The organism is Rhodococcus sp. IEGM 1307, assembly GCF_030056915.1.
GTDB lineage: Bacteria > Actinomycetota > Actinomycetes > Mycobacteriales > Mycobacteriaceae > Rhodococcus_F > Rhodococcus_F opacus_D.
Genome location: NZ_JASHKW010000003.1, coordinates 394,612 through 412,474, shown reverse-complemented (window position 1 = coordinate 412,474; position 17,863 = coordinate 394,612). Strand labels below are relative to the sequence as shown.

Here is a 17,863-nt window from a genome sequence, read left to right as displayed (position 1 = left end):
AAAAGGCGCACGGGTCGTTCAGGCATCGACCCACATCTCCCCGGCCGGATCGAGTGTCCCCGTCCCCGACGTGACGGCAGCGACCAGATCGGCCAGTTCCGCCGAGTCCCTCGCCGCGAGGGTGAGGACCGCGGATTCCCCGTAAGTCGTGTCCACCACGACGACGCCCCGCCCACGCAACTCCGACTCGACGCGTCCCGCCTCGGCGTGGCCGACGGCGAGGGTGTGCAGGTAGCGCAGTTCCCTTCGCACGAGCGGTGCGGCATCGACTGCCGTGGCCACCGCGCCCGAGTAGGCGCGCACCAGTCCGCCCGCGCCCAGTTTGATTCCCCCGAAGTACCGTGTCACGACCACCGTGACGTCGACGAGATCACGGGCCTTGAGTACCTGCAGCATCGGTATGCCCGCGGTGCCACCGGGTTCGCCGTCGTCGCTCGCACGCTCGACCCGGTCGCTGGGCCCGTTTCCGATGATGTACGCCGAACAGTGATGTCGCGCATCGGGATACGCGCGCCGCTGATCCTGGACGAAAGCCTGCGCCGCCTCTGCGTCCTCGACGCGCCGCAGGGCGGCGATGAAACGTGAGTGCTTCACCTCCGTCTCGAGGGTGAGATCGGCGGTGCGAGGGGCGAGGGTGTACGGCACCGGACCATTGTCTCCTGCGCTGTTCCCGCCGCTGCGTGCCGCGAGTGACGGCAGTGACCGACGGGTATACGTAGGCTAGCGTCGGAAGAGCGCACGCAGACGACCACTTGTCGACTAGGAGAAGTCATGACGTTCACGCCCGGAGGACCGAGTTACGGTCCGCCCGCGCAACCGACTGCAGGGGGAGAACCGAAAGGCCTGGGCTTCTTCCTTCTGATCGGTGTCGCAGTTCTCGGTGTCCTCAACCTGCTGCTCGGGTTCGCCCCGTACGCCACCTTGGCGCGAGAGTCCGTCAACTCGTTCGAAGCGAACACGGACGGGCTCGGCCTGCTATTCCTCGGTGGTCTCCTCGCGGCGGTCTCGCTCCTTCCGAAGCAGTCCTATGCGGGCGCGGCAGCGGCGGCGTCCGTCGCCGGCTGGGTAGTCGCGTTGTTCGTGTACCTCAACGTCGACGCGGATTCCGGTTGGGGCGCAATCCTGATCCTCGTTCTCGGCTTCATCCAGTCGGCCGTGGCCGTCGCGGCCACTCTGTTCGACATCGGACTCCTCAAGCAGCCGGCACCCAAGCCGTCCGCAGCCGCGGGCTTCGGTCAGCCCGGTCAGGCGCCGCAGGGTTACGGCCAGGGCGCCCCGCAGGGCTACGGGCAGGGCGGCCCGCAGCAGTCGTACGGACAGCCGCCGCAGGGCTACGGCCAGAGCGCGCCGCAGGGCTACGGGCAGCAGAGCCAGTCGCAGCCCGGCTACGGGCACCAGAACCAACCCGGTTACGGCCAGCAGGGCTACGGCCAGCAGGGTCAGCCCTCGCAGGGCCAGCCCGGCTACGGCCAGGGCTACGGGCAGCCCCAGCAGCCCGGTTACGGCGCCGGTGCGGGTGCCGGGTCTGCGTCGTACGACGCCCCGACCACCGCCTACCAGCAGCCGCAGTACCAGGGGTACTCGCAGCCGTCGAGCCCGTCGCAATCCACCGGAACGCCCAGCTCGCAGTACCCGGCCGGGACCAGCCACGGTTCCGCGCAGCACGCGGCGCCTGCGTACGGCTCGCAGTCGGAGTCGTCCCCCGTCGAGCGCACGCTGGAGTACGGCGAGCAGCCGCCCACCGAGGCGAAGCCGGCCGAATCGGCGGACAAGCCCGAATCGGAGGGCTACAGCGCGCCGACCCAGGCGTTCGACACGCGTGCCGACAGGGACGACAAGTAGCGGCCCAACCAGCAAGGTGGCCTCTGACCGAACGTGGTCGGAGGCCACTTCTGTGCGGCGCGCCTGACCGCTGTCGCGGCGTCGGAGTGCCACTCTCGAGGGGATGAGTTCTTTGGTTGATCGTGCGCAGCGCGTCGCACAGGGTGCGCGACGGCGAGCCGTCGGTGACGAGGAGCGGCAAGTTCCGCGACAGCGACCCGTGCCCGACGCAGACGAGATGCGGGCGCTGCTCGCGGTCGCGTTCCGGCCGGCGGGTGTCACCGTCGTCCTGCTGTCCGCACTCATCGTCGTCACGCTGGTGGCGGCGAACAGCGATCTCACGGGAACGTTCGGTGCCATCGCGGCGTCGTGGCTGGCGATCCACCAGGTGCCGTTGACGATCGACGGCACGTCACTCGGAGTCCTCCCGTTGATCCCGACTGCGGGGATGGTGTGGGTGGTCGCCCGTGGATGCGCCGGCGTGGTGCACCCGGCGTCCTCGCGGCGGCATGCTCTGCAGGTGATCGGCGCTGCGGTGGCCGGACCGCTGGTCGTGACGGCCATCAGCCTCGCTGTCATCGCGGACGCGTCGGCGGTCATCCCGTTGTCGTCGCCGAACGCGCTCGCCGCGTTCGGATGGGTGCTGTTCGTGCACCTGCTCGCGTCGGCGATCGGTGTGACGGTCGCGATGTGGCCGACGCTGGGGGCGCAGGTTCCGTCGTGGGTCCGGGACGCGGTACGGCCGGGACTGCGTGCGTTGGCGGCGATTCTCGGTGCCGGCGCGGTCATGGTCACGATCTCGCTGCTGATGGAGTGGTCGACGGTCGGCTCGCTGCTCGAACGCGGCGACGGCGTCGTCGGAATGCTCGGACTGACGATCCTGTCGGTGCTGTACCTGCCGAACGTCGTGGTGGGTGCCGCGGCCGCGGTGATGGGAGGGACCGCGCAGATCGGGGACGTCTCGGTCAGCGTGTTCGGGAACGTCGGTGGTTCACTGCCGCCGTTGCCGCTGCTCGGCGCCGTCCCAGACGGGGTGTCGGGCGGTGCGTGGCCTGCGTTGCTGGTGATTCCCCTGCTGATCGGTGTGATGCTCGGACGCGACTGCGGACGCCGCGTCGCCGGGCAGGAAGCGCTGTTCACCGTGCTGACCGCCGCCGCGGGGGTGGGCGCGGTGACGGCGGTACTCGGCCTCGTGTCCGGCGGCAGGCTCGGCGCATTCGGAACGGTCGAGCTGAACTGGTGGGCGTTCGGGCTGCTCACGTTCGCGTGGCTCGGGCTCGCGGGCGCGGTGACGGCGGTGGTCGTGGCCTGGCATCGGAGCCGGGGCGCCGTGGACGAGGACGCCGCCGACACCGAGGACGAAGAGCCGCACCTTCCAGGCGCGGAGGAGGTTCCGGCGATAGCCGCCCCGATCACCGAGGAGCCGGTGGTCGCCGAAGACGTCGCGCCGAGTCGGGTGATCGAAGCCGAACTCGTCGACGACACCGAAGCGCCGGCAGCGCCGGTTGCACCGCAAGATACCGACTCCGACACCGAGGTCGTGGTGGATGTCGAGGTCGAGGAAGACCCGGCGACGGAGGAACCCGAGGGGACGGGAGACGCCGGCGAGAGCCCGGAAGCCGACCTGCCCCGAGGGCCTGCAACCCCCAGCGACTAGGCTCTTGGTCGGTCGACGATGCGACCGCCCCCATTTTTGCCCGTCGTTCGATTCACCCGGCCTTTCGATTGTTCAGGAGTAGAGCGCTGACTTCCTCGCGTGACCACCTGAGGCCCACGACCGGTTCGCCGGCGCGGATCGTCGTACTCGCCTCCGGGGCGGGAACCCTCCTGAGGTCGCTGATCGACGCAACACACACGGATGGGTATCCCGCCGAGATCGTCGCCGTCGGCGTCGACCGCGACTGTGACGCGACCACCCACGCGAACGCGGCGGACATTCCCCACTTCCGGGTGAGCCTGCGCGACCACGCAGACCGTGCCGCCTGGGACCTCGCGCTGACCGAGGCAGTCGCGTCGCACCAGCCGTCGCTCGTCGTGTCGGCGGGGTTCATGAAGATCCTCGGCCCCGCCTTCCTGGACCGTTTCGGCGGTCGCATCATCAACACGCATCCCGCGTTGCTGCCCGCATTCCCCGGCGCGCACGCGGTCCCCGATGCGCTGGCCTACGGCGTGAAGGTGTCGGGATCGACCGTCCACCTCGTGGACGCGGGTGTCGACACCGGCCCGATCCTGGCGCAGGAACCCGTGCCGGTGCTCGACGGCGACGACGAGTCGACCCTGCACGAGCGCATCAAGACTGTGGAGCGACGGTTGTTGGCGGACGTCATCGCCGCTGTCGCCACCCGTGGAGTTGTTTCCGATGGACGAAAGGCCGTGATCCCCAGTGAGTGAACGCAAGGCAGTACGCCGAGCGCTCGTCAGCGTCTACGACAAGACCGGTCTGGTCGAACTGGCTACGGGCCTGCACAAGGCAGGCGTCGAGCTGGTGTCGACAGGGTCGACCGCAGCGAAGATCGCCGACGCCGGCATCCCGGTCACCCCCGTCGAGGCGCTGACGGGCTTCCCCGAATGCCTCGAGGGCCGGGTCAAGACGCTGCATCCGCGGGTGCACGCCGGCGTCCTCGCCGACACCCGGAAGCCGGAGCACCTCGCGCAGCTCGAGGAACTCGGCATCGAGGCGTTCCAGCTGGTGGTCGTGAACCTGTATCCGTTCACGCAGACCGTCGCATCGGGGGCGACCCCCGACGAGTGCGTCGAGCAGATCGACATCGGCGGGCCGTCCATGGTGCGTGCCGCCGCGAAGAACCACCCGTCCGTCGCGGTCGTGGTGGATCCCGCCCGCTACGACGACGTGCTCACCGCGGTCGCCGACGGCGGTTTCACGCTGCCCGAGCGCACCGCGCTCGCCGCGCAGGCGTTCCAGCACACCGCGTCGTACGACGTCGCGGTCGCCAGCTGGATGACGTCCACACTGGTGGAACCGGGTGACTCGCAGTTCCCCGAGTGGGCAGGCGCCACCTGGGACCGCTCGGCGGTCCTGCGGTACGGCGAGAACCCGCACCAGGCGGCCGCCCTCTACGTGAACCCCGCCGCCCCGGCCGGTCTGGCCCAGGCGGAGCAGTTGCACGGCAAGGAAATGTCGTACAACAACTACACCGACGGTGACGCCGCCTGGCGTGCGGCGTTCGACTTCAGCGAACCGGCTGTCGCGATCATCAAGCACGCGAACCCGTGTGGCATCGCGGTCGGAGCCGACATCGCCGAGGCGCACCGCAAGGCGCACGCCTGCGACCCGGTCAGCGCGTACGGCGGAGTCATCGCCGCGAACCGCGAGATCACCGTTGAGATGGCCGAGCAGGTCGCCGAGATCTTCACCGAGGTGATCATCGCCCCGTCCTACGCGGACGGTGCGCTCGGAGTCTTGCAGCGCAAGAAGAACATTCGCGTCCTCCTTGCCCAGGCACCCACTGCGACGGGAATCGAACTGCGTCCCGTGTCCGGGGGAGCGCTCCTCCAGGAGCGCGACGTGCTCGACGCCGAGGGCGACGACCCCGCCAACTGGACGCTGGCCGTCGGCGACGCCGCCGACGAACAGACCCTGAAGGATCTCGAGTTCGCGTGGCGCGCGTGCCGTTCGGTGAAATCCAACGCGATCCTGCTCGCCTCCGACGGTGCGTCGGTCGGCGTCGGCATGGGCCAGGTCAACCGCGTCGACTCCGCGCACCTCGCGGTGCAGCGGGCCGGTGACCGGGTGGTCGGGTCGGTGGGCGCGTCGGACGCGTTCTTCCCGTTCCCCGACGGACTGCAGGTGCTCGCGAACGCCGGCGTCAAGGCAGTCGTGCAGCCGGGTGGTTCCGTCCGCGACAACGAGGTGATCGATGCGGCCAAGGAGGCCGGCATCACCATGTACCTGACGGGTGCACGGCACTTCGCGCACTAGCGTTCGGCAACTCTCGAACGGGTCTCGGCATCATGCCGGGGCCCGTTCTGCGTCGTCAGGCGGCTGCGGCCCCGTGTGCTCGGCCCGTGCCCTGGAGTTCGCGAGGCGAACCGGTGATGACCACGCGGGCGGCGCCGCGGCTGCGGACCTCGCTGATCAGCTCACCCAGACCGGCCTCGTGGGCGGCGTCGCAGTGCGACAGGTCGAGGGTGACGGCGTAACCGGTGAGGTCGTCCGGCAGATCGAGATACGGGGGAGAAGTGGACAGTTGGTTGATACGAAGTTTCATGAGGTGCTCCTGAAAGTGAAAGGTAAAAGAAAAGGCACCCGAGGGGTTTGCCCTGGGTGCCCGAGAATGACTTGGTTGAGTCTCAACATTCTCGGGGTGCGCCGAACTTGGTGATGTGCTTGTCGGCGAAGCAGCGACGCCATGCGGGTACGGACGCGAAGAGCGCGTGAAGCTGCATCATGGCCGTACCTTTCTGCGTGTCGTTGCTGGTTGGTAGATGACCGTACATCACCGGTTGAGGGTTTGCACTTCCATTATCCAGCCGCTGCGCAGAAATGCAGGGTTGTACTCGATGTTTACCCACAGTTCTGCGCAGTGACGCTTCTGTGGATGGCGACGTGCGTTATCCACAGACCCGGAATTCGCGACGTTTGTCGAGTGCCGGACTGTCAGGGTTCGACGATGGGGGAATTCCGGCAACCGTTCCGGGGATCCGAAGCGCTGCGGGACGGGCAGCTCACGCGGCACGGTTTACGCACCTACCGGCGCCTGCACCGGGACGTGTATGTGCACAGAAGTGCCGAACTGACAGCGCTCTCACGTGCACGTGCCGCCTGGCTGTGGGCCGACGGCGAAGCGGTACTCGCGGGCTTCTCCGCGGCCGCCGTACACGGAACCCGGTGGATCGGCGTAGGCGAGTCGGCGACGCTCATCCGGCGAGGCAGCCGCCGATCGGTCGACGGCATCGAGGTGCGCGCGGATGCCCTCCTGCCGGACGAAGTGTGTCGCGTGGGCGAGATGCTCGTCACCACTCCGGCGCGGACAGCCTTCGACCTGGGCCGATGGCTGCCCGTTGATCGCGCCGTCGAGGTCCTCGACTCCCTCTGCCACGACACCGGACTGCGCCCGGCGGAGATTTCGTCGGTGGCTGGACGCCATCGGGGCGAACGTGGACTCGCGTCGCTGCGTGACGTCGTGTCGTTGGTGGATCCCGGTGCCGAATCCCCACCGGAGACACGCACTCGCCTCGTCCTGATCCGTGGAGGGCTGCCCGCACCGGAGACACAGATACCGGTCGAGGATCGCCGCGGCCGCGTCTTCGCCCGTGCGGACCTGGGCTGGAGGAGGTGGAAGGTGCTCGTCGAGTACGACGGCGAACATCACTGGTCGGACGAACGTCAGCGCACGTGGGACATCGAGCGGATGGAACGGCTCGCCGAGCTCGGGTGGGTGGTGGTGCGGGTGAACGCGGAGCAGTTGCGTCGGCGGCCGCAGGTGATCGTCGCGCGAGTGCGGGACCGAGTGCGGCAGGCGGGTGCTCCGGTGTGAGTGCGCAGAACCGCAGGACTCCTCTCGGCGTTTGCCGGCGGAACTGCGCATTCGGCCCCACACTTTGGTCACAGGTTGCTTTCGATACGGCCTCGAGCTGCCCGCACGCACGGTGCAGCTGATTCACTCGGGGCTGATGTGACTCGAGTGGCACCTGTGGAAGGAGAGTGGCGCCCGGACTGCGACGGTGCGCCCATCCCCGTTATGAACCGATTTGCGATCAAGGCCGGCCTCGGCGCCTGCGTCCTGGGTGCGTCCGTGCTCATCCCTGCCCAGGTTTCGGCGGAACCCGCGGCGACGGCGACCGGCACCGAACTGTCCGGGATGACGGTGTTCCTCGACCCGGGACATCAGGGTTCCAGCGAGGGCCACGACCTCGCGCAGCAGGTGAACGACGGCCGGGGCAACACCAAGGACTGCCAGACGAGCGGCATGACGTCGCTCGGCGGGGTGCCCGAGCACACCATCAACTGGAACGTCTCCCAGCTGGTGAAGAGCAGCCTCGAGAGTCTCGGCGCGAAGGTCGTCCTGAGTCGGCAGGACGACACCGGCTGGGGCGGATGCGTCGACGAAAGAGCGCGTGCAGCAAGCGAATCGAATGCCGATCTCGCGGTGAGCATTCACGCGGACTCGACGGCGCAGGGCGAGGACGCGAGCAAGCACGGGTTCCACATGATCATCCCGTCGCTGCCCATCCCCGACGAGAAGGCGGACGCGGCGCAGTCCGGCGGCGGGCTCGAGGCGTCGACGATGATGCGCGACGCCTACAAGTCCGACGGATTCGTTCCCGCCAACTACGCCGGCGTGAACGACGGCCTTCAGACCCGCGCCGATGTGGCCGGGCCCGCGCTGACTCAGGTTCCGCTGGTGTTCGTCGAGATGGGCAACGGTTCCAACAAGGAAGACTCCGCCCAGCTGGAGAGCACCGACGGCCAGTTGAAGCACGCGATCACCATCACGACGGGCGTCGTCACCTACCTGCTGACGGGGTCGGAGGCGGCGCCGGCCGAGAAGCTGGCAGCAGCGCCGGCGGCCACCACGGCACCGGAGGCGAGCGAGGACAGCGCGTCGTCGACCACCACCACGACCCCGAAGGCGACCACCCCGAAGGCGGCACCGAAGTCGACGGCACCCGATTCGGCGCAGTTCTCCGAGTTGATGGAGATGCTGGCGCCGCTGCTCGAGGTCGAGGGCCTCGACGGGCTCGAGGATCTCGTCAACGACAAGAACCTGGGGCTCGTGTCCGATCTGGCGAGCACACTGATGGCCGTGATCACCGGAGCCGGCGGGAACTGATCACAGAGCGGCGATCCACCTGCTGAACGGTTCGGTGAACTCCGCCGAGTAGGGGAGCGGTTCCACGTAATCCGGTCCGGTGGACGGACGGTCGCCGACGTCCTTGAGGACGTGATTGGCGTTCGTCATCCGCACCGGCGTCAGCGCGGTGTGCGCGAGGGCGTCGTTCAGGCCGTCGACGTCCGCGAGCTGTACCTGGATGTCCTTGGCGGAGCAACTGGTGAGGACGGGGAACCCGGCGGGCAGCCGGCCGGCCAGTGCGCGCGGGTCGAGAGCGTCCTCCTCCGCGAGGGCTTTCGCGTTGGCATGGACCAGCCCGGCGTTCTGCAACGGTTCCGGAAGGTCGTCGGGGATCGTGCCCGACGTGCGCAGGGATTCGACGGTGTCCGCGAGCGCGAGCCGGAGTTCGTCGGCCAGCTCCACCGGCAGCTGGCCGGTGCCGACGACGGCGTCGAGCTGGCCGTGGATCTGCGTGGTGAGCAGATCGAGGAGCCGGACACTCAGCGGTTCGAGCAGTCCGACGGCGCGCACCCGCGACTCGTCTTCCGCGGTGGCGAGCGCGAGGGCGACGAGTCCGCCGTCGCTGTGACCGATGACGATCAGCCTCGACGGGTCGACCCCGGGTTGGGCGGCCAGGAAGTCGAGGCCCGCGGACGCGGCGTCGACGAAGGTGGTGAATCCGAGACCCCCGACTTCTTCCACCTCGTAAGGGCCGAGGGCGGTCTCGCCGCTGCCGATCTTGTCGTAGCGCAGGCTGGGGATGCCGTGCTGTTCGAGCACGTCGGCGAGGTGGCGGAGCGTTCCGATGTCACCGGGGAGCAGGGCGCTGTCGCCGTTGCGGTCGGTGGGACCGCTGCCGGCGAGCAGCAGCGCGGCGGGCGCCGACCCGTTCGGGTGGTCGGGGGTGCGCAGGCTGCCGTAGTACGTGACGGCACCGCTGTCGAACGTGATCTCGGTGTCAGGCATGGGGACTGTCTACCAGTTCACGTCGCGCGCAGTCGCCGCACCCGCTGCACCCCTCGCCATGCGAACCACAGCAGGAACGCGAGTAGCGGGATGACGAGCAGCGGAAGCAGCAGGGCGATCAGGGATGTGACGAACGAGACCACGTCTTCGATCACCGACACCACGGGATTGGCCAGTCCGCCGGTGGAGGCCGTGCTCACGGCACGGGTCCCGGTCTGCGCGGTGCTGAACGCCAGAGCGGTGGGCGCGCCGATGACGATTCCGGCGATCGCGGCGGTCGACGGGTCCACGTCCGCGAAGGCTGCCCAGGTCGCGATGACACCCGCCACGGGACCGGTGACGTTGCCGATCACGGACAGCACGTTGTCGACGAACGGGATCAGATCGGCGGTCAGTTCCACCACTGTCGCGATCGACAGCGCGACCAGCGCCCCGGTCGAACCGAGCCACCGCATCGACTCGTTCAGGGTGATCCCGAGCACCTCGAAGTGCACCGCGGCGCTGAGCATCAGCAACGGCAGGAACGTGCGCAGTCCCGACGCGGCGGCGAGGCCGAGGCCGAGCAGTCCGGGCAGAACCCAGGTCTCCATGCACGGAGTGTCGAAGCTCGGCGATCACGGCAGGCGGGCATCGCGGCCGAGATCTCAGAGAAGCATCACAGAACTCACACAATCGGCGATTAGCGTCTGCATCACCAGTTGTTCCAACGGATTACGTCCGAGGACAGCCCCCGACTCCAGGAAGGTGCCGCACCATGAACGTCGTACAGCTGACCACCGGTGATGTCGTCGCCGCCATGTTCTCCCTCGACTTCGTCGACGGCGGATTCCGACGGGAGGCCGTCGAGCGGATTCACCGGGGAGCGATCGACGAGTGGGTGTCCGCGCTCACCGGGTCGGGTCTGTTCTCGAACCGCGCGGTCGCGGACGTGGTCCGGGCCTGGCGCGAGGATCCGCGAGTCCTGCTCGATTCCCTTCTGGCGGAGGCCGATCCGGTGACACTCGAGTGCTACCGCTGCGCCTGGTGCGAGTTGGACGCCGCGTCCGCGTACGGTGCCGCCGCGTAGGCGGACCCTCAGGGGATGCTGAAGACGTCGGCGAACGTGGCGAGCAGCGCCGGGTCGCCGGTGACGGACACGCTGCCGAGAGCGATGGCGTCCTCCGGGGTGATCTCGCGCGCCATTAGTGCCTTCACCGCCGGCCCGGTCTCGATCACGAGGTCGGGCCGCTCGGCTGCGCGCTCCACGACCTCGAGTGCGCCGCGGTCGATGCGGGCGGACAGCACGATCGGCCCGAGCCGCAATTCGTAGGTGAGGGTGACGTCCCGTGCGGCGTCGGGGTGGAACGTCGATCGCAGCGCCATCACCATCGAGTCGACGGTCACGGCATCGTCCGGGTCGGGTTCGCCGAGAGTGCGGGCGCCCCACCGGCCCAGCGACTTCACGGCGTCCTCCAGGGCGTTGCCGTAGTCGGTCAGTTCGTAGACCACCGCGTTCGACGGCCGGGGCAGCGCGCGGCGAGCGATCACGTCGGCGTCTTCGAGTTCTTTCAGGCGCGCCGACAGGATGTTGGACGGGATGCCCGGCAAACCCTGCTTGAGATCCGTATATCGCCGCGGTCCGACCAGGAGATCTCGGACGATGAGCAGTGCCCAGCGTTGTCCCACGATGTCCAGGGCATGCGCGAGTCCGCAGTACTGCCCATAAGCCTGCCGTGCCATGGTTTCAACTATAGACCGAAGTTGCCTATTGACATCAATAGGTTTCCTTTTGCAACATTGGTACGTGATCTGCTCCACAAGGTCGCACGGCTCGTCACCCGAAAACACTCGGCTCCACCGACGGAAAGAGAATTCGATGTCGACCACGATCTTCGTGAACCTCCCCGTGAAGGACCTCGGCAAGTCGACGGCCTTCTACGAGGCGCTCGGCTACCGGAAGAACCCCCAGTTCTCGGACGAGAACGCGTCGTCGATCGTCGTCAGCGAGCAGATCCACGTCATGCTGCTGACGGAAAAGTTCTTCTCCACCTTCACCAAGAAGGCCGTCGCGGACGCCACCACGACCACCGAATCCATCATCTGCATCTCCGCGGACAGCCGGGAGGCCGTCGACGCGCTGGCCGACAAGGCGCTCGCGTCGGGCGGATCCTTCTCCAACGATCCGATGGACGAGGGATTCATGTACGGCCGCAGCTTCCAGGACCCGGACGGTCACCTCTGGGAGGTCGTGTGGATGGATGTCGATGCGGCGCAGGGGCAGGAGTCGTGAGCACCGCGACCACACCCGTGACGGCGGAGTCGGGATCCGCGCGCACGGTGGGCTGGGTCCTCAGCGGACTCGTCGGCGCCTTCCTCCTGTTCGACGCGGTCGGCAAGCTCCTGAAGATCGGACCGGTGGAGGACTCGGCCGCCGAACTGGGACTGCCGATGCACATCATCGTGCCGATCGGAGTGGTGCTGCTCCTCTGCACGGTGCTCTATCTGGTGCCGCGGACCGCCCCGCTCGGTGCGGTGCTGCTGACCGGCTATCTCGGTGGGGCGGTGCTCACCAACTGGCGCGTCGAGAAGCCGTTGTTCAGCACGGTGCTGTTCGCGGTGTACGTCGGAATCGCGGTCTGGGCGGGTCTGTACCTGCGCGATCGCAAGGTCCGCGAACTGCTCCCGCTGCGCCGCGAGGACTGACCCGGGCGGGTCGGCGCGCGTTAACCGCGTGCCGATTCGCTCGAACCCTCGTAGCGTGGAGTGGTGACGTCATCGGAACACAGACCTTCCACCGTCGGTGAGCTCCGCGAGTCGGGCCACATTCAACGCACCGTCAAGGAAGAGATCCGCGAGAATCTGCTCGCGGCCCTACGCGACGGTCGTGATCCGTGGCCCGGCATCGTCGGTTTCGAGGAGACGGTGGAACCACAGCTCGAACGGGCTCTCATCGCCGGTCACGACGTGGTGTTGCTCGGCGAACGTGGTCAGGGCAAGACCCGCCTCCTCCGCACCCTCAATCTGCTCCTCGACGAATGGACCCCGGTGATCGCCGGTTCCGAACTCGGGGAGCATCCCTATGAGCCCATCACCCCGGCGTCGATCCGCCGGGCGCAGGAACTGGGCGACAGCCTCCCCGTCGCGTGGCGGCACCGCAGCGAGCGGTATTCGGAGAAACTCGCGACCCCCGACACGTCGGTGGCGGACCTCGTCGGCGACGTGGATCCGGTCAAGGTGGCGGAGGGCCGGAGTCTCGGCGACCCGGAAACCATTCACTTCGGGCTGGTTCCCCGCGCGCACCGGGGCATCGTCGCCATCAACGAACTGCCCGACCTCGCCGAACGCATCCAGGTGTCGCTGCTCAACGTCATGGAGGAACGCGACATCCAGGTCCGCGGATACACCCTCCGGCTGCCGCTGGACGTCCTGATGGTGGCCAGCGCGAACCCGGAGGACTACACGAACCGCGGTCGCATCATCACCCCGCTGAAGGACCGGTTCGGTGCCGAGATCCGCACGCACTACCCGACCCGGCTCGACGACGAGGTCGCGGTCATCCTGCAGGAAGCGCATCTCACCGCGGAGGTGCCCGAGTACCTCCTCGAGATCCTGGCCCGGTTCACCCGTCTGCTCCGTGAGTCGACGTCGGTCGATCAGCGGTCGGGTGTGTCCGCCCGCTTCGCGGTGGCAGGCGCCGAAACCGTCAGTGCCGCCGCGGTGCATCGTGGCGCCGTGCTCGGTGAAGCCGACCCGGTCGCGCGGCCGGTCGACCTCGAGACCGTCGTCGACGTACTGCGGGGCAAGGTGGAATTCGAATCCGGTGAGGAGGGGCGCGAGATCGAGGTCCTGGAGCACCTGCTCCGGCGGGCGACGGCCGACACGGTCCGCACCCGGCTGGGCGGCATCGACCTGGCGGAACTCGTGGACGCTGTCGAGCAGGGCGACCCGGTGGTGACCGGTGAGCGGATCACGGCGAAGGCGCTGCTGAACGAGCTGCCCGAACTCGAGGTCCTCGACGAGCTGGCCGAGCGTCTGGGCGCGGAGTCCGACGGTGAGCGGGCCGCGGCCGCCGAGTTCGCCCTCGAAGGGCTGTACCTGGCGCGGCGGATCTCGAAGAACCCGGACATCAACGGGCAGACGGTGTATTCGTAATGTCCCGCAAGGCGGAGCGCGGACCGCACAACGCGCGGTACGGGCCGTACGAGGGCGGTGATCCGCTGGCGCCGCCGGTGGACCTGCGCGAGGCCCTGGCCGCGATCGGCGACGACGTGTTCGCGGGAACGTCGCCGCGGCAGGCGCTGCGCGAGATGCTCCGGCGCGGCAACCGGGACATGCGCGGGTTGGACGAGCTTGCGGCCGAGGCCAATCGGCGTCGCCGTGAGCTGTTGAAGCGGAACAACCTGAACGGCACACTCGAGGAGGTCCGGGAACTCCTCGACCGCGCGGTGCTCGAGGAACGCAAGGCGCTGGCCCGCGCGCTCGACGACGACGCCCGCTTCTCGGAGATGCGTCTCGAGGAACTGTCGTCGTCCACCGCGCAGGCCGTGCAGGAACTCGCCGACTACGACTGGCGCAGTTCGGAAGCCCGCGAGGACTACGAGAAGATCCGGGACCTCCTGGGGCGCGAAATGCTGGACCAGCGGTTCGCCGGCATGAAACAGGCCCTCGAGGGGGCCACGGAAGAGGACCGCGAACGCATCCGCGAGATGCTCGCCGATCTCAATGACCTGCTGGACAAGCACTCCCGCGGCGAGGACACGCAGGAACAGTTCGACGAGTTCATGGACAAGCACGGGGAGTACTTCCCCGAGAACCCGCAGAACGTCGAGGAACTGCTCGACTCACTGGCGCAGCGGGCGGCGGCGGCGCAGCGCCTGCGGAACTCGCTGTCGCAGGAGCAGCGCGACGAACTGGATGCGCTGGCGCAGCAGGCGTTCGGCGATCCGTCGCTGATCGGGCAGCTCGACCGGCTGGACCAGCATCTGCAGGCCGCGCGCCCTGGTGAGGACTGGCAGGGCGCGCAGCGGTTCCGCGGCGACGACGGCATGGGCCTGGGCGAGGGCACCGGAGCGTTGCAGGACATCGCGGAACTCGAGTCGCTCGCCGAGCAACTGTCGCAGCAGTACGCGGGCGCACAACTCGACGACATCGACGCGGACGCTCTGGCCCGGCAACTCGGCGAGGAGGCGGCGGCCGATGCTCAGACCCTCGCCGAACTCGAGAAGGCCCTGCGCGATCAGGGCTTCTTCGACCGTGGGGCGGACGGCCAGTGGCGGCTGTCGCCCAAGGCGATGCGGCAACTCGGTCAGACCGCTCTGCGGGACGTGGCGCAGCAACTGTCTTCGCGTGGCGGGCAACGGGAGACGCGCCGCGCCGGGGCGATGGGGGAGCCGACCGGCGCGTCCCGCGAATGGGCGTTCGGCGACACCGAGCCGTGGGACGTCACGCGCACGATCACCAACGCCGTGCTGCGGGCGGCGTCCGATCCGGTCGAGCGCGGTCGCGTCCCCGTCCGGTTGTCCGTGGCGGACGTCGAGGTGATGGAGACCGAGCAGCGGTCGCAGGCGGCGGTCGCGCTGCTCGTCGACACGTCGTTCTCGATGGTGATGGAGGGCCGGTGGGTGCCGATGAAACGCACCGCCCTCGCCCTGAACCACTTGGTGAGCACCCGATTCCGCAGCGACGAACTGCAACTCATCTCGTTCGGCAGGCACGCGCAGGTGCTGACGCCGTCGGAGCTGGCCGGCCTGGACGGCGCCTGGGACCAGGGCACCAACCTGCACCACGCGCTGCTGCTGGCGGCCCGGCATCTGCGCCGGCACCCCAACGCCCAGCCGGTGGTCCTGATCGTCACCGACGGTGAGCCGACGGCCCACCTCGAGCCGGACGGTTTCGCCTACTTCGACTACCCGCCGAGCGCCCGGACCCTCGGTCTGACGGTCCGGGAACTCGACACCCTCGCCCGGCTCGGTGCCCACGTCACGTTCTTCCGGCTCGGTGAGGATCCCGGCCTCGCGCGGGTGGTGGACCGGATGGCCGAGCGGGTCGGCGGACGCGTCGTGGCGCCCGGGCTGGACGGTCTCGGCGCCGCCGTCGTCAGCGACTACATGCGTCGCAGGCGCTAGCCCGTGAGTACTTGTTAACCGCGGGCGGTTAACAAGTACTCACGGGCGCGTCAGCGCACAGCGGGCTGATGCTGGGTGATGCAGTGGATTCCGCCGCCGCGCGCGAAGAGCGGGCGGGCGTCGACCGTCACGACCGTGCGGCCGGGGTAGGCGGCCGACAGGATCGCGACTGCTTCCTCGTCCGCGGGATCGTCGAAGCTGCACGCGATGATGCCGCCGTTGACGACGAAATGGTTGATGTAGCTGTAGTCGACGAAGCCCTCCTCGTCGCGCAGGACTGTCGGCGCGGGGACGGTGATGATCTCCCACGACTCACCGCGGGCGTCGGTGGTCTGCTTCAGCACGTCGATGACGGCCTTGCTGACCTCGAAGTCGGGGTGTTCGGGGTTGCGCTGGTCGTGCACCAGGACGACGCCCGGTGACGGGATGGCGGCGACGATGTCGACGTGCCCGCGCGTGCCGTACGTGTCCTGGTCCCGGGTCAGTCCGCGCGGCAGCCAGATGACCTTCGTGGCACCGATCGTCCGGGCGAGCTCGGCCTCGATGTCGGCTTTCGACAGTTCGGGGTTGCGGCCGGGGTCGAGTTGCACGGTCTCGGTCACCAGCACGGTGCCGAGGCCGTCGACCTGGATGCCGCCGCCCTCGTTGACGATGGGCGAGTCGACGAGGGCGGCCCCGGACCGCTCGACGACCAGTGCGCCGATCTTCGAGTCCTTGTCCCACCGGGCCCAGTCCTGGCCGCCCCAGCCGTTGAAGATCCAGTCGACGCCGCCGAGGCGTCCGTCCTCGGACAGCACGAATGTGGGTCCGATGTCGCGCATCCAGGCGTCGTTCAGCGGCGCCTCGACGATGTCGATGTCGGCGGACAGGTATTCCTTGGCTGCGGACACCTGTCCGGGGTCGACGACGACGGTGACGGGCTCGAACCGGGCCACGGCGTGCGCCACCTCGGCCCACGTGGTGCGGGCCTCGTGGTGTTCCTCGGCGGTGTCGCCCAGGGAGTAGCCCTCACTGGGGTAGGCCATCCAGGTGCGTTCGTGCAGTTCGCCTTCCGCGGGCATGCGCCAGGTCATCAGGCCCTCCCGAACGGGGAGGCGTGATCGACCGGCTCGGTGAGGACGCCGTACGTGTCGGGGCGCCGGGTGGCCAGGAACGGGAACAGGGCCAGCCAGTCTTCGCGCTGCTGGAGGTCGAGGTCGGCGACCAGGACCGCGGAATCGTCGCGCGGGGCCTGCGCGAGTATCCGGCCGTAGGGGTCGGAGATGAACGACGAGCCGTAGAACGTGATGAGGCCTTCGCTGCCGTGGCGGTTGGGCACCACCATGAAGGTGCCGTTCGCGATGCCGTTGCCGACGATCACCTGCTGCCACAGCGGCTGGGTGTCGAACTGCGGGTGGTCGGGCTCCGAGCCGATCGCGGTGGGGTACACCAGGATCTCGGCGCCGCCGAGCGAGTACGCGCGGGCGACCTCGGGGAACCACTCGTCCCAGCACGTCGGCAGTCCGAGCTTCGCCCCGCCGAGTGCCTCGGCGGTGTGGACGGGGTACGGATCGGTTGCGGGACCGCCGCGGAAATAGGTGTCCTCGTAGTAGCCGGCGGTGACGGGGATGTGCAGCTTGCGGGTGCGGGCGAGCAGTTCACCGGAGGGGGCGACGAGGATGGCCGTGTTGAACCCGAGTCCGTCCTCGTATTGCACGCCGTCCTCGGTGTCGTTCCGCTCGTACAGCGAGGCGTGGACGAGGACGCCGTGTTCGGCGGCGGCCTTGGCGGCGAACGTGAACGTGGGGCCGGTGAGGAGGTCCTCGGCGGTACGTCCCGGGTTGTCGCCACCCGGCGTCGACGCGGGGTAGCGGCTCAGTGTGAGTTCGGGGAGGAACACCACGCGCGCCCCGAGTTTCGCTGCCGCGGCGATGCCCTCGTCGAGTTCGGCCCGCAGATCCTGATCGTTGTCGTGCCAGCGGTGCTGGACGAGACCGACACGGAGCGGGGTGCGTCCCGTCTCGCTCGTCCGCGACAGGGACTCGGGAGGGGTGAGGGCGGTAATCGTCAACATTGTGTTTCCTCGGATGTTCGGTTCAGCGAGCGCCTAAAACGAATTGGATTCGTTAAGTATGGTGGGTGAATGCTCGGCGATCAAGGGGTGGGGCGTGACGAATTCGATTCCTTCGGTATCCACCC

Annotated in this window: 18 protein-coding genes; 11 read left to right on the top strand and 7 right to left on the bottom strand. The window is 68.6% G+C overall.

Annotated features, from left to right (window positions below):
• Positions 1–18: 18 nt before the first annotated feature.
• Positions 19–645 (bottom strand): IMPACT family protein, encoded by a 627-nt coding sequence (locus tag QM841_RS08180; RefSeq protein ID WP_283331548.1) that lies wholly within the window; start codon positions 643–645, stop codon positions 19–21.
• A 126-nt stretch (positions 646–771) separates the two neighbouring features.
• Here QM841_RS08180 and QM841_RS08175 point away from each other — a divergent pair, with 126 nt between their 5' ends.
• From QM841_RS08175 to purH, 4 genes are all read left to right on the top strand, one after another.
• On the top strand, positions 772–1,842 hold the full coding sequence (locus tag QM841_RS08175) for a DUF5336 domain-containing protein (RefSeq protein WP_283331547.1): 1,071 nt from the start codon (positions 772–774) through the stop codon (positions 1,840–1,842).
• Between the two features lie 112 nt (positions 1,843–1,954).
• Positions 1,955–3,478 carry a cell division protein PerM gene (locus QM841_RS08170; RefSeq protein ID WP_502943235.1) on the top strand — a complete coding sequence of 508 codons (1,524 nt, stop codon included), beginning with the start codon at positions 1,955–1,957 and terminating at the stop codon, positions 3,476–3,478.
• 68 nt (positions 3,479–3,546) lie between these two features.
• Positions 3,547–4,212, top strand: coding sequence for a phosphoribosylglycinamide formyltransferase (gene purN / locus QM841_RS08165; RefSeq protein WP_280784114.1), 666 nt, complete (start codon positions 3,547–3,549; stop codon positions 4,210–4,212).
• Positions 4,205–5,761 carry a bifunctional phosphoribosylaminoimidazolecarboxamide formyltransferase/IMP cyclohydrolase gene (gene purH, locus QM841_RS08160; protein ID WP_280784113.1) on the top strand — a complete coding sequence of 519 codons (1,557 nt, stop codon included), beginning with the start codon at positions 4,205–4,207 and terminating at the stop codon, positions 5,759–5,761. The genes purN and purH overlap by 8 nt, the downstream gene beginning before the upstream one ends.
• A gap of 55 nt (positions 5,762–5,816) precedes the next feature.
• Here the strand turns inward: purH and QM841_RS08155 are convergent, their stop codons facing one another.
• Positions 5,817–6,050, bottom strand: coding sequence for a hypothetical protein (locus QM841_RS08155; RefSeq protein WP_005238564.1), 234 nt, complete (start codon positions 6,048–6,050; stop codon positions 5,817–5,819).
• A gap of 402 nt (positions 6,051–6,452) precedes the next feature.
• On the opposite strand from QM841_RS08155, the gene QM841_RS08150 reads away from it, so the two are divergent.
• Together QM841_RS08150 and QM841_RS08145 are read left to right on the top strand one after the other, a co-directional pair.
• Positions 6,453–7,319, top strand: coding sequence for a DUF559 domain-containing protein (locus tag QM841_RS08150; RefSeq protein WP_283331545.1), 867 nt, complete (start codon positions 6,453–6,455; stop codon positions 7,317–7,319).
• Positions 7,320–7,523: 204 nt separating this feature from the next.
• A complete protein-coding gene (locus tag QM841_RS08145; protein WP_283331544.1) occupies positions 7,524–8,615 on the top strand; it encodes an N-acetylmuramoyl-L-alanine amidase in 1,092 nt (363 codons plus the stop codon).
• Here the strand turns inward: QM841_RS08145 and QM841_RS08140 are convergent, their stop codons facing one another.
• Both QM841_RS08140 and QM841_RS08135 read right to left on the bottom strand, forming a co-directional pair.
• Positions 8,616–9,581, bottom strand: coding sequence for an alpha/beta hydrolase family protein (locus QM841_RS08140; protein WP_283331543.1), 966 nt, complete (start codon positions 9,579–9,581; stop codon positions 8,616–8,618).
• Between the two features lie 17 nt (positions 9,582–9,598).
• Positions 9,599–10,171, bottom strand: coding sequence for a DUF4126 domain-containing protein (locus tag QM841_RS08135; protein ID WP_283331542.1), 573 nt, complete (start codon positions 10,169–10,171; stop codon positions 9,599–9,601).
• A 164-nt stretch (positions 10,172–10,335) separates the two neighbouring features.
• Between QM841_RS08135 and QM841_RS08130 the strand changes: the two genes are divergently transcribed.
• Positions 10,336–10,647 carry a hypothetical protein gene (locus QM841_RS08130; RefSeq protein ID WP_283331541.1) on the top strand — a complete coding sequence of 104 codons (312 nt, stop codon included), beginning with the start codon at positions 10,336–10,338 and terminating at the stop codon, positions 10,645–10,647.
• 8 nt (positions 10,648–10,655) lie between these two features.
• Here QM841_RS08130 and QM841_RS08125 read toward each other — a convergent pair whose 3' ends face one another.
• Positions 10,656–11,300, bottom strand: a complete 645-nt coding sequence (locus QM841_RS08125; protein ID WP_283331540.1) for a winged helix-turn-helix transcriptional regulator — start codon at positions 11,298–11,300, stop codon at positions 10,656–10,658.
• A 136-nt stretch (positions 11,301–11,436) separates the two neighbouring features.
• Between QM841_RS08125 and QM841_RS08120 the strand changes: the two genes are divergently transcribed.
• The 4 genes from QM841_RS08120 to QM841_RS08105 all read left to right on the top strand — a co-directional run bounded on the left by QM841_RS08120 (position 11,437) and on the right by QM841_RS08105 (position 15,685).
• Complete coding sequence (locus tag QM841_RS08120) at positions 11,437–11,850, top strand: VOC family protein (RefSeq protein ID WP_283331539.1); 414 nt, start codon at positions 11,437–11,439, stop codon at positions 11,848–11,850.
• A complete protein-coding gene (locus QM841_RS08115) occupies positions 11,847–12,263 on the top strand; it encodes a DoxX family protein (RefSeq protein WP_280784105.1) in 417 nt (138 codons plus the stop codon). The genes QM841_RS08120 and QM841_RS08115 overlap by 4 nt, the downstream gene beginning before the upstream one ends.
• A 63-nt stretch (positions 12,264–12,326) precedes the next feature.
• A complete protein-coding gene (locus QM841_RS08110) occupies positions 12,327–13,712 on the top strand; it encodes an ATP-binding protein (RefSeq protein ID WP_005238585.1) in 1,386 nt (461 codons plus the stop codon).
• On the top strand, positions 13,712–15,685 hold the full coding sequence (locus QM841_RS08105) for a vWA domain-containing protein (RefSeq protein ID WP_283331538.1): 1,974 nt from the start codon (positions 13,712–13,714) through the stop codon (positions 15,683–15,685). The genes QM841_RS08110 and QM841_RS08105 overlap by 1 nt, the downstream gene beginning before the upstream one ends.
• A gap of 50 nt (positions 15,686–15,735) precedes the next feature.
• On the opposite strand, the gene QM841_RS08100 is transcribed toward QM841_RS08105, so the two are convergent.
• Both QM841_RS08100 and QM841_RS08095 read right to left on the bottom strand, forming a co-directional pair.
• On the bottom strand, positions 15,736–16,758 hold the full coding sequence (locus QM841_RS08100; RefSeq protein ID WP_283331537.1) for an agmatine deiminase family protein: 1,023 nt from the start codon (positions 16,756–16,758) through the stop codon (positions 15,736–15,738).
• Positions 16,758–17,738, bottom strand: a complete 981-nt coding sequence (locus QM841_RS08095; protein WP_283331536.1) for a nitrilase-related carbon-nitrogen hydrolase — start codon at positions 17,736–17,738, stop codon at positions 16,758–16,760. The genes QM841_RS08100 and QM841_RS08095 overlap by 1 nt, the downstream gene beginning before the upstream one ends.
• Between the last annotated feature and the right edge of the window lie 125 nt (positions 17,739–17,863).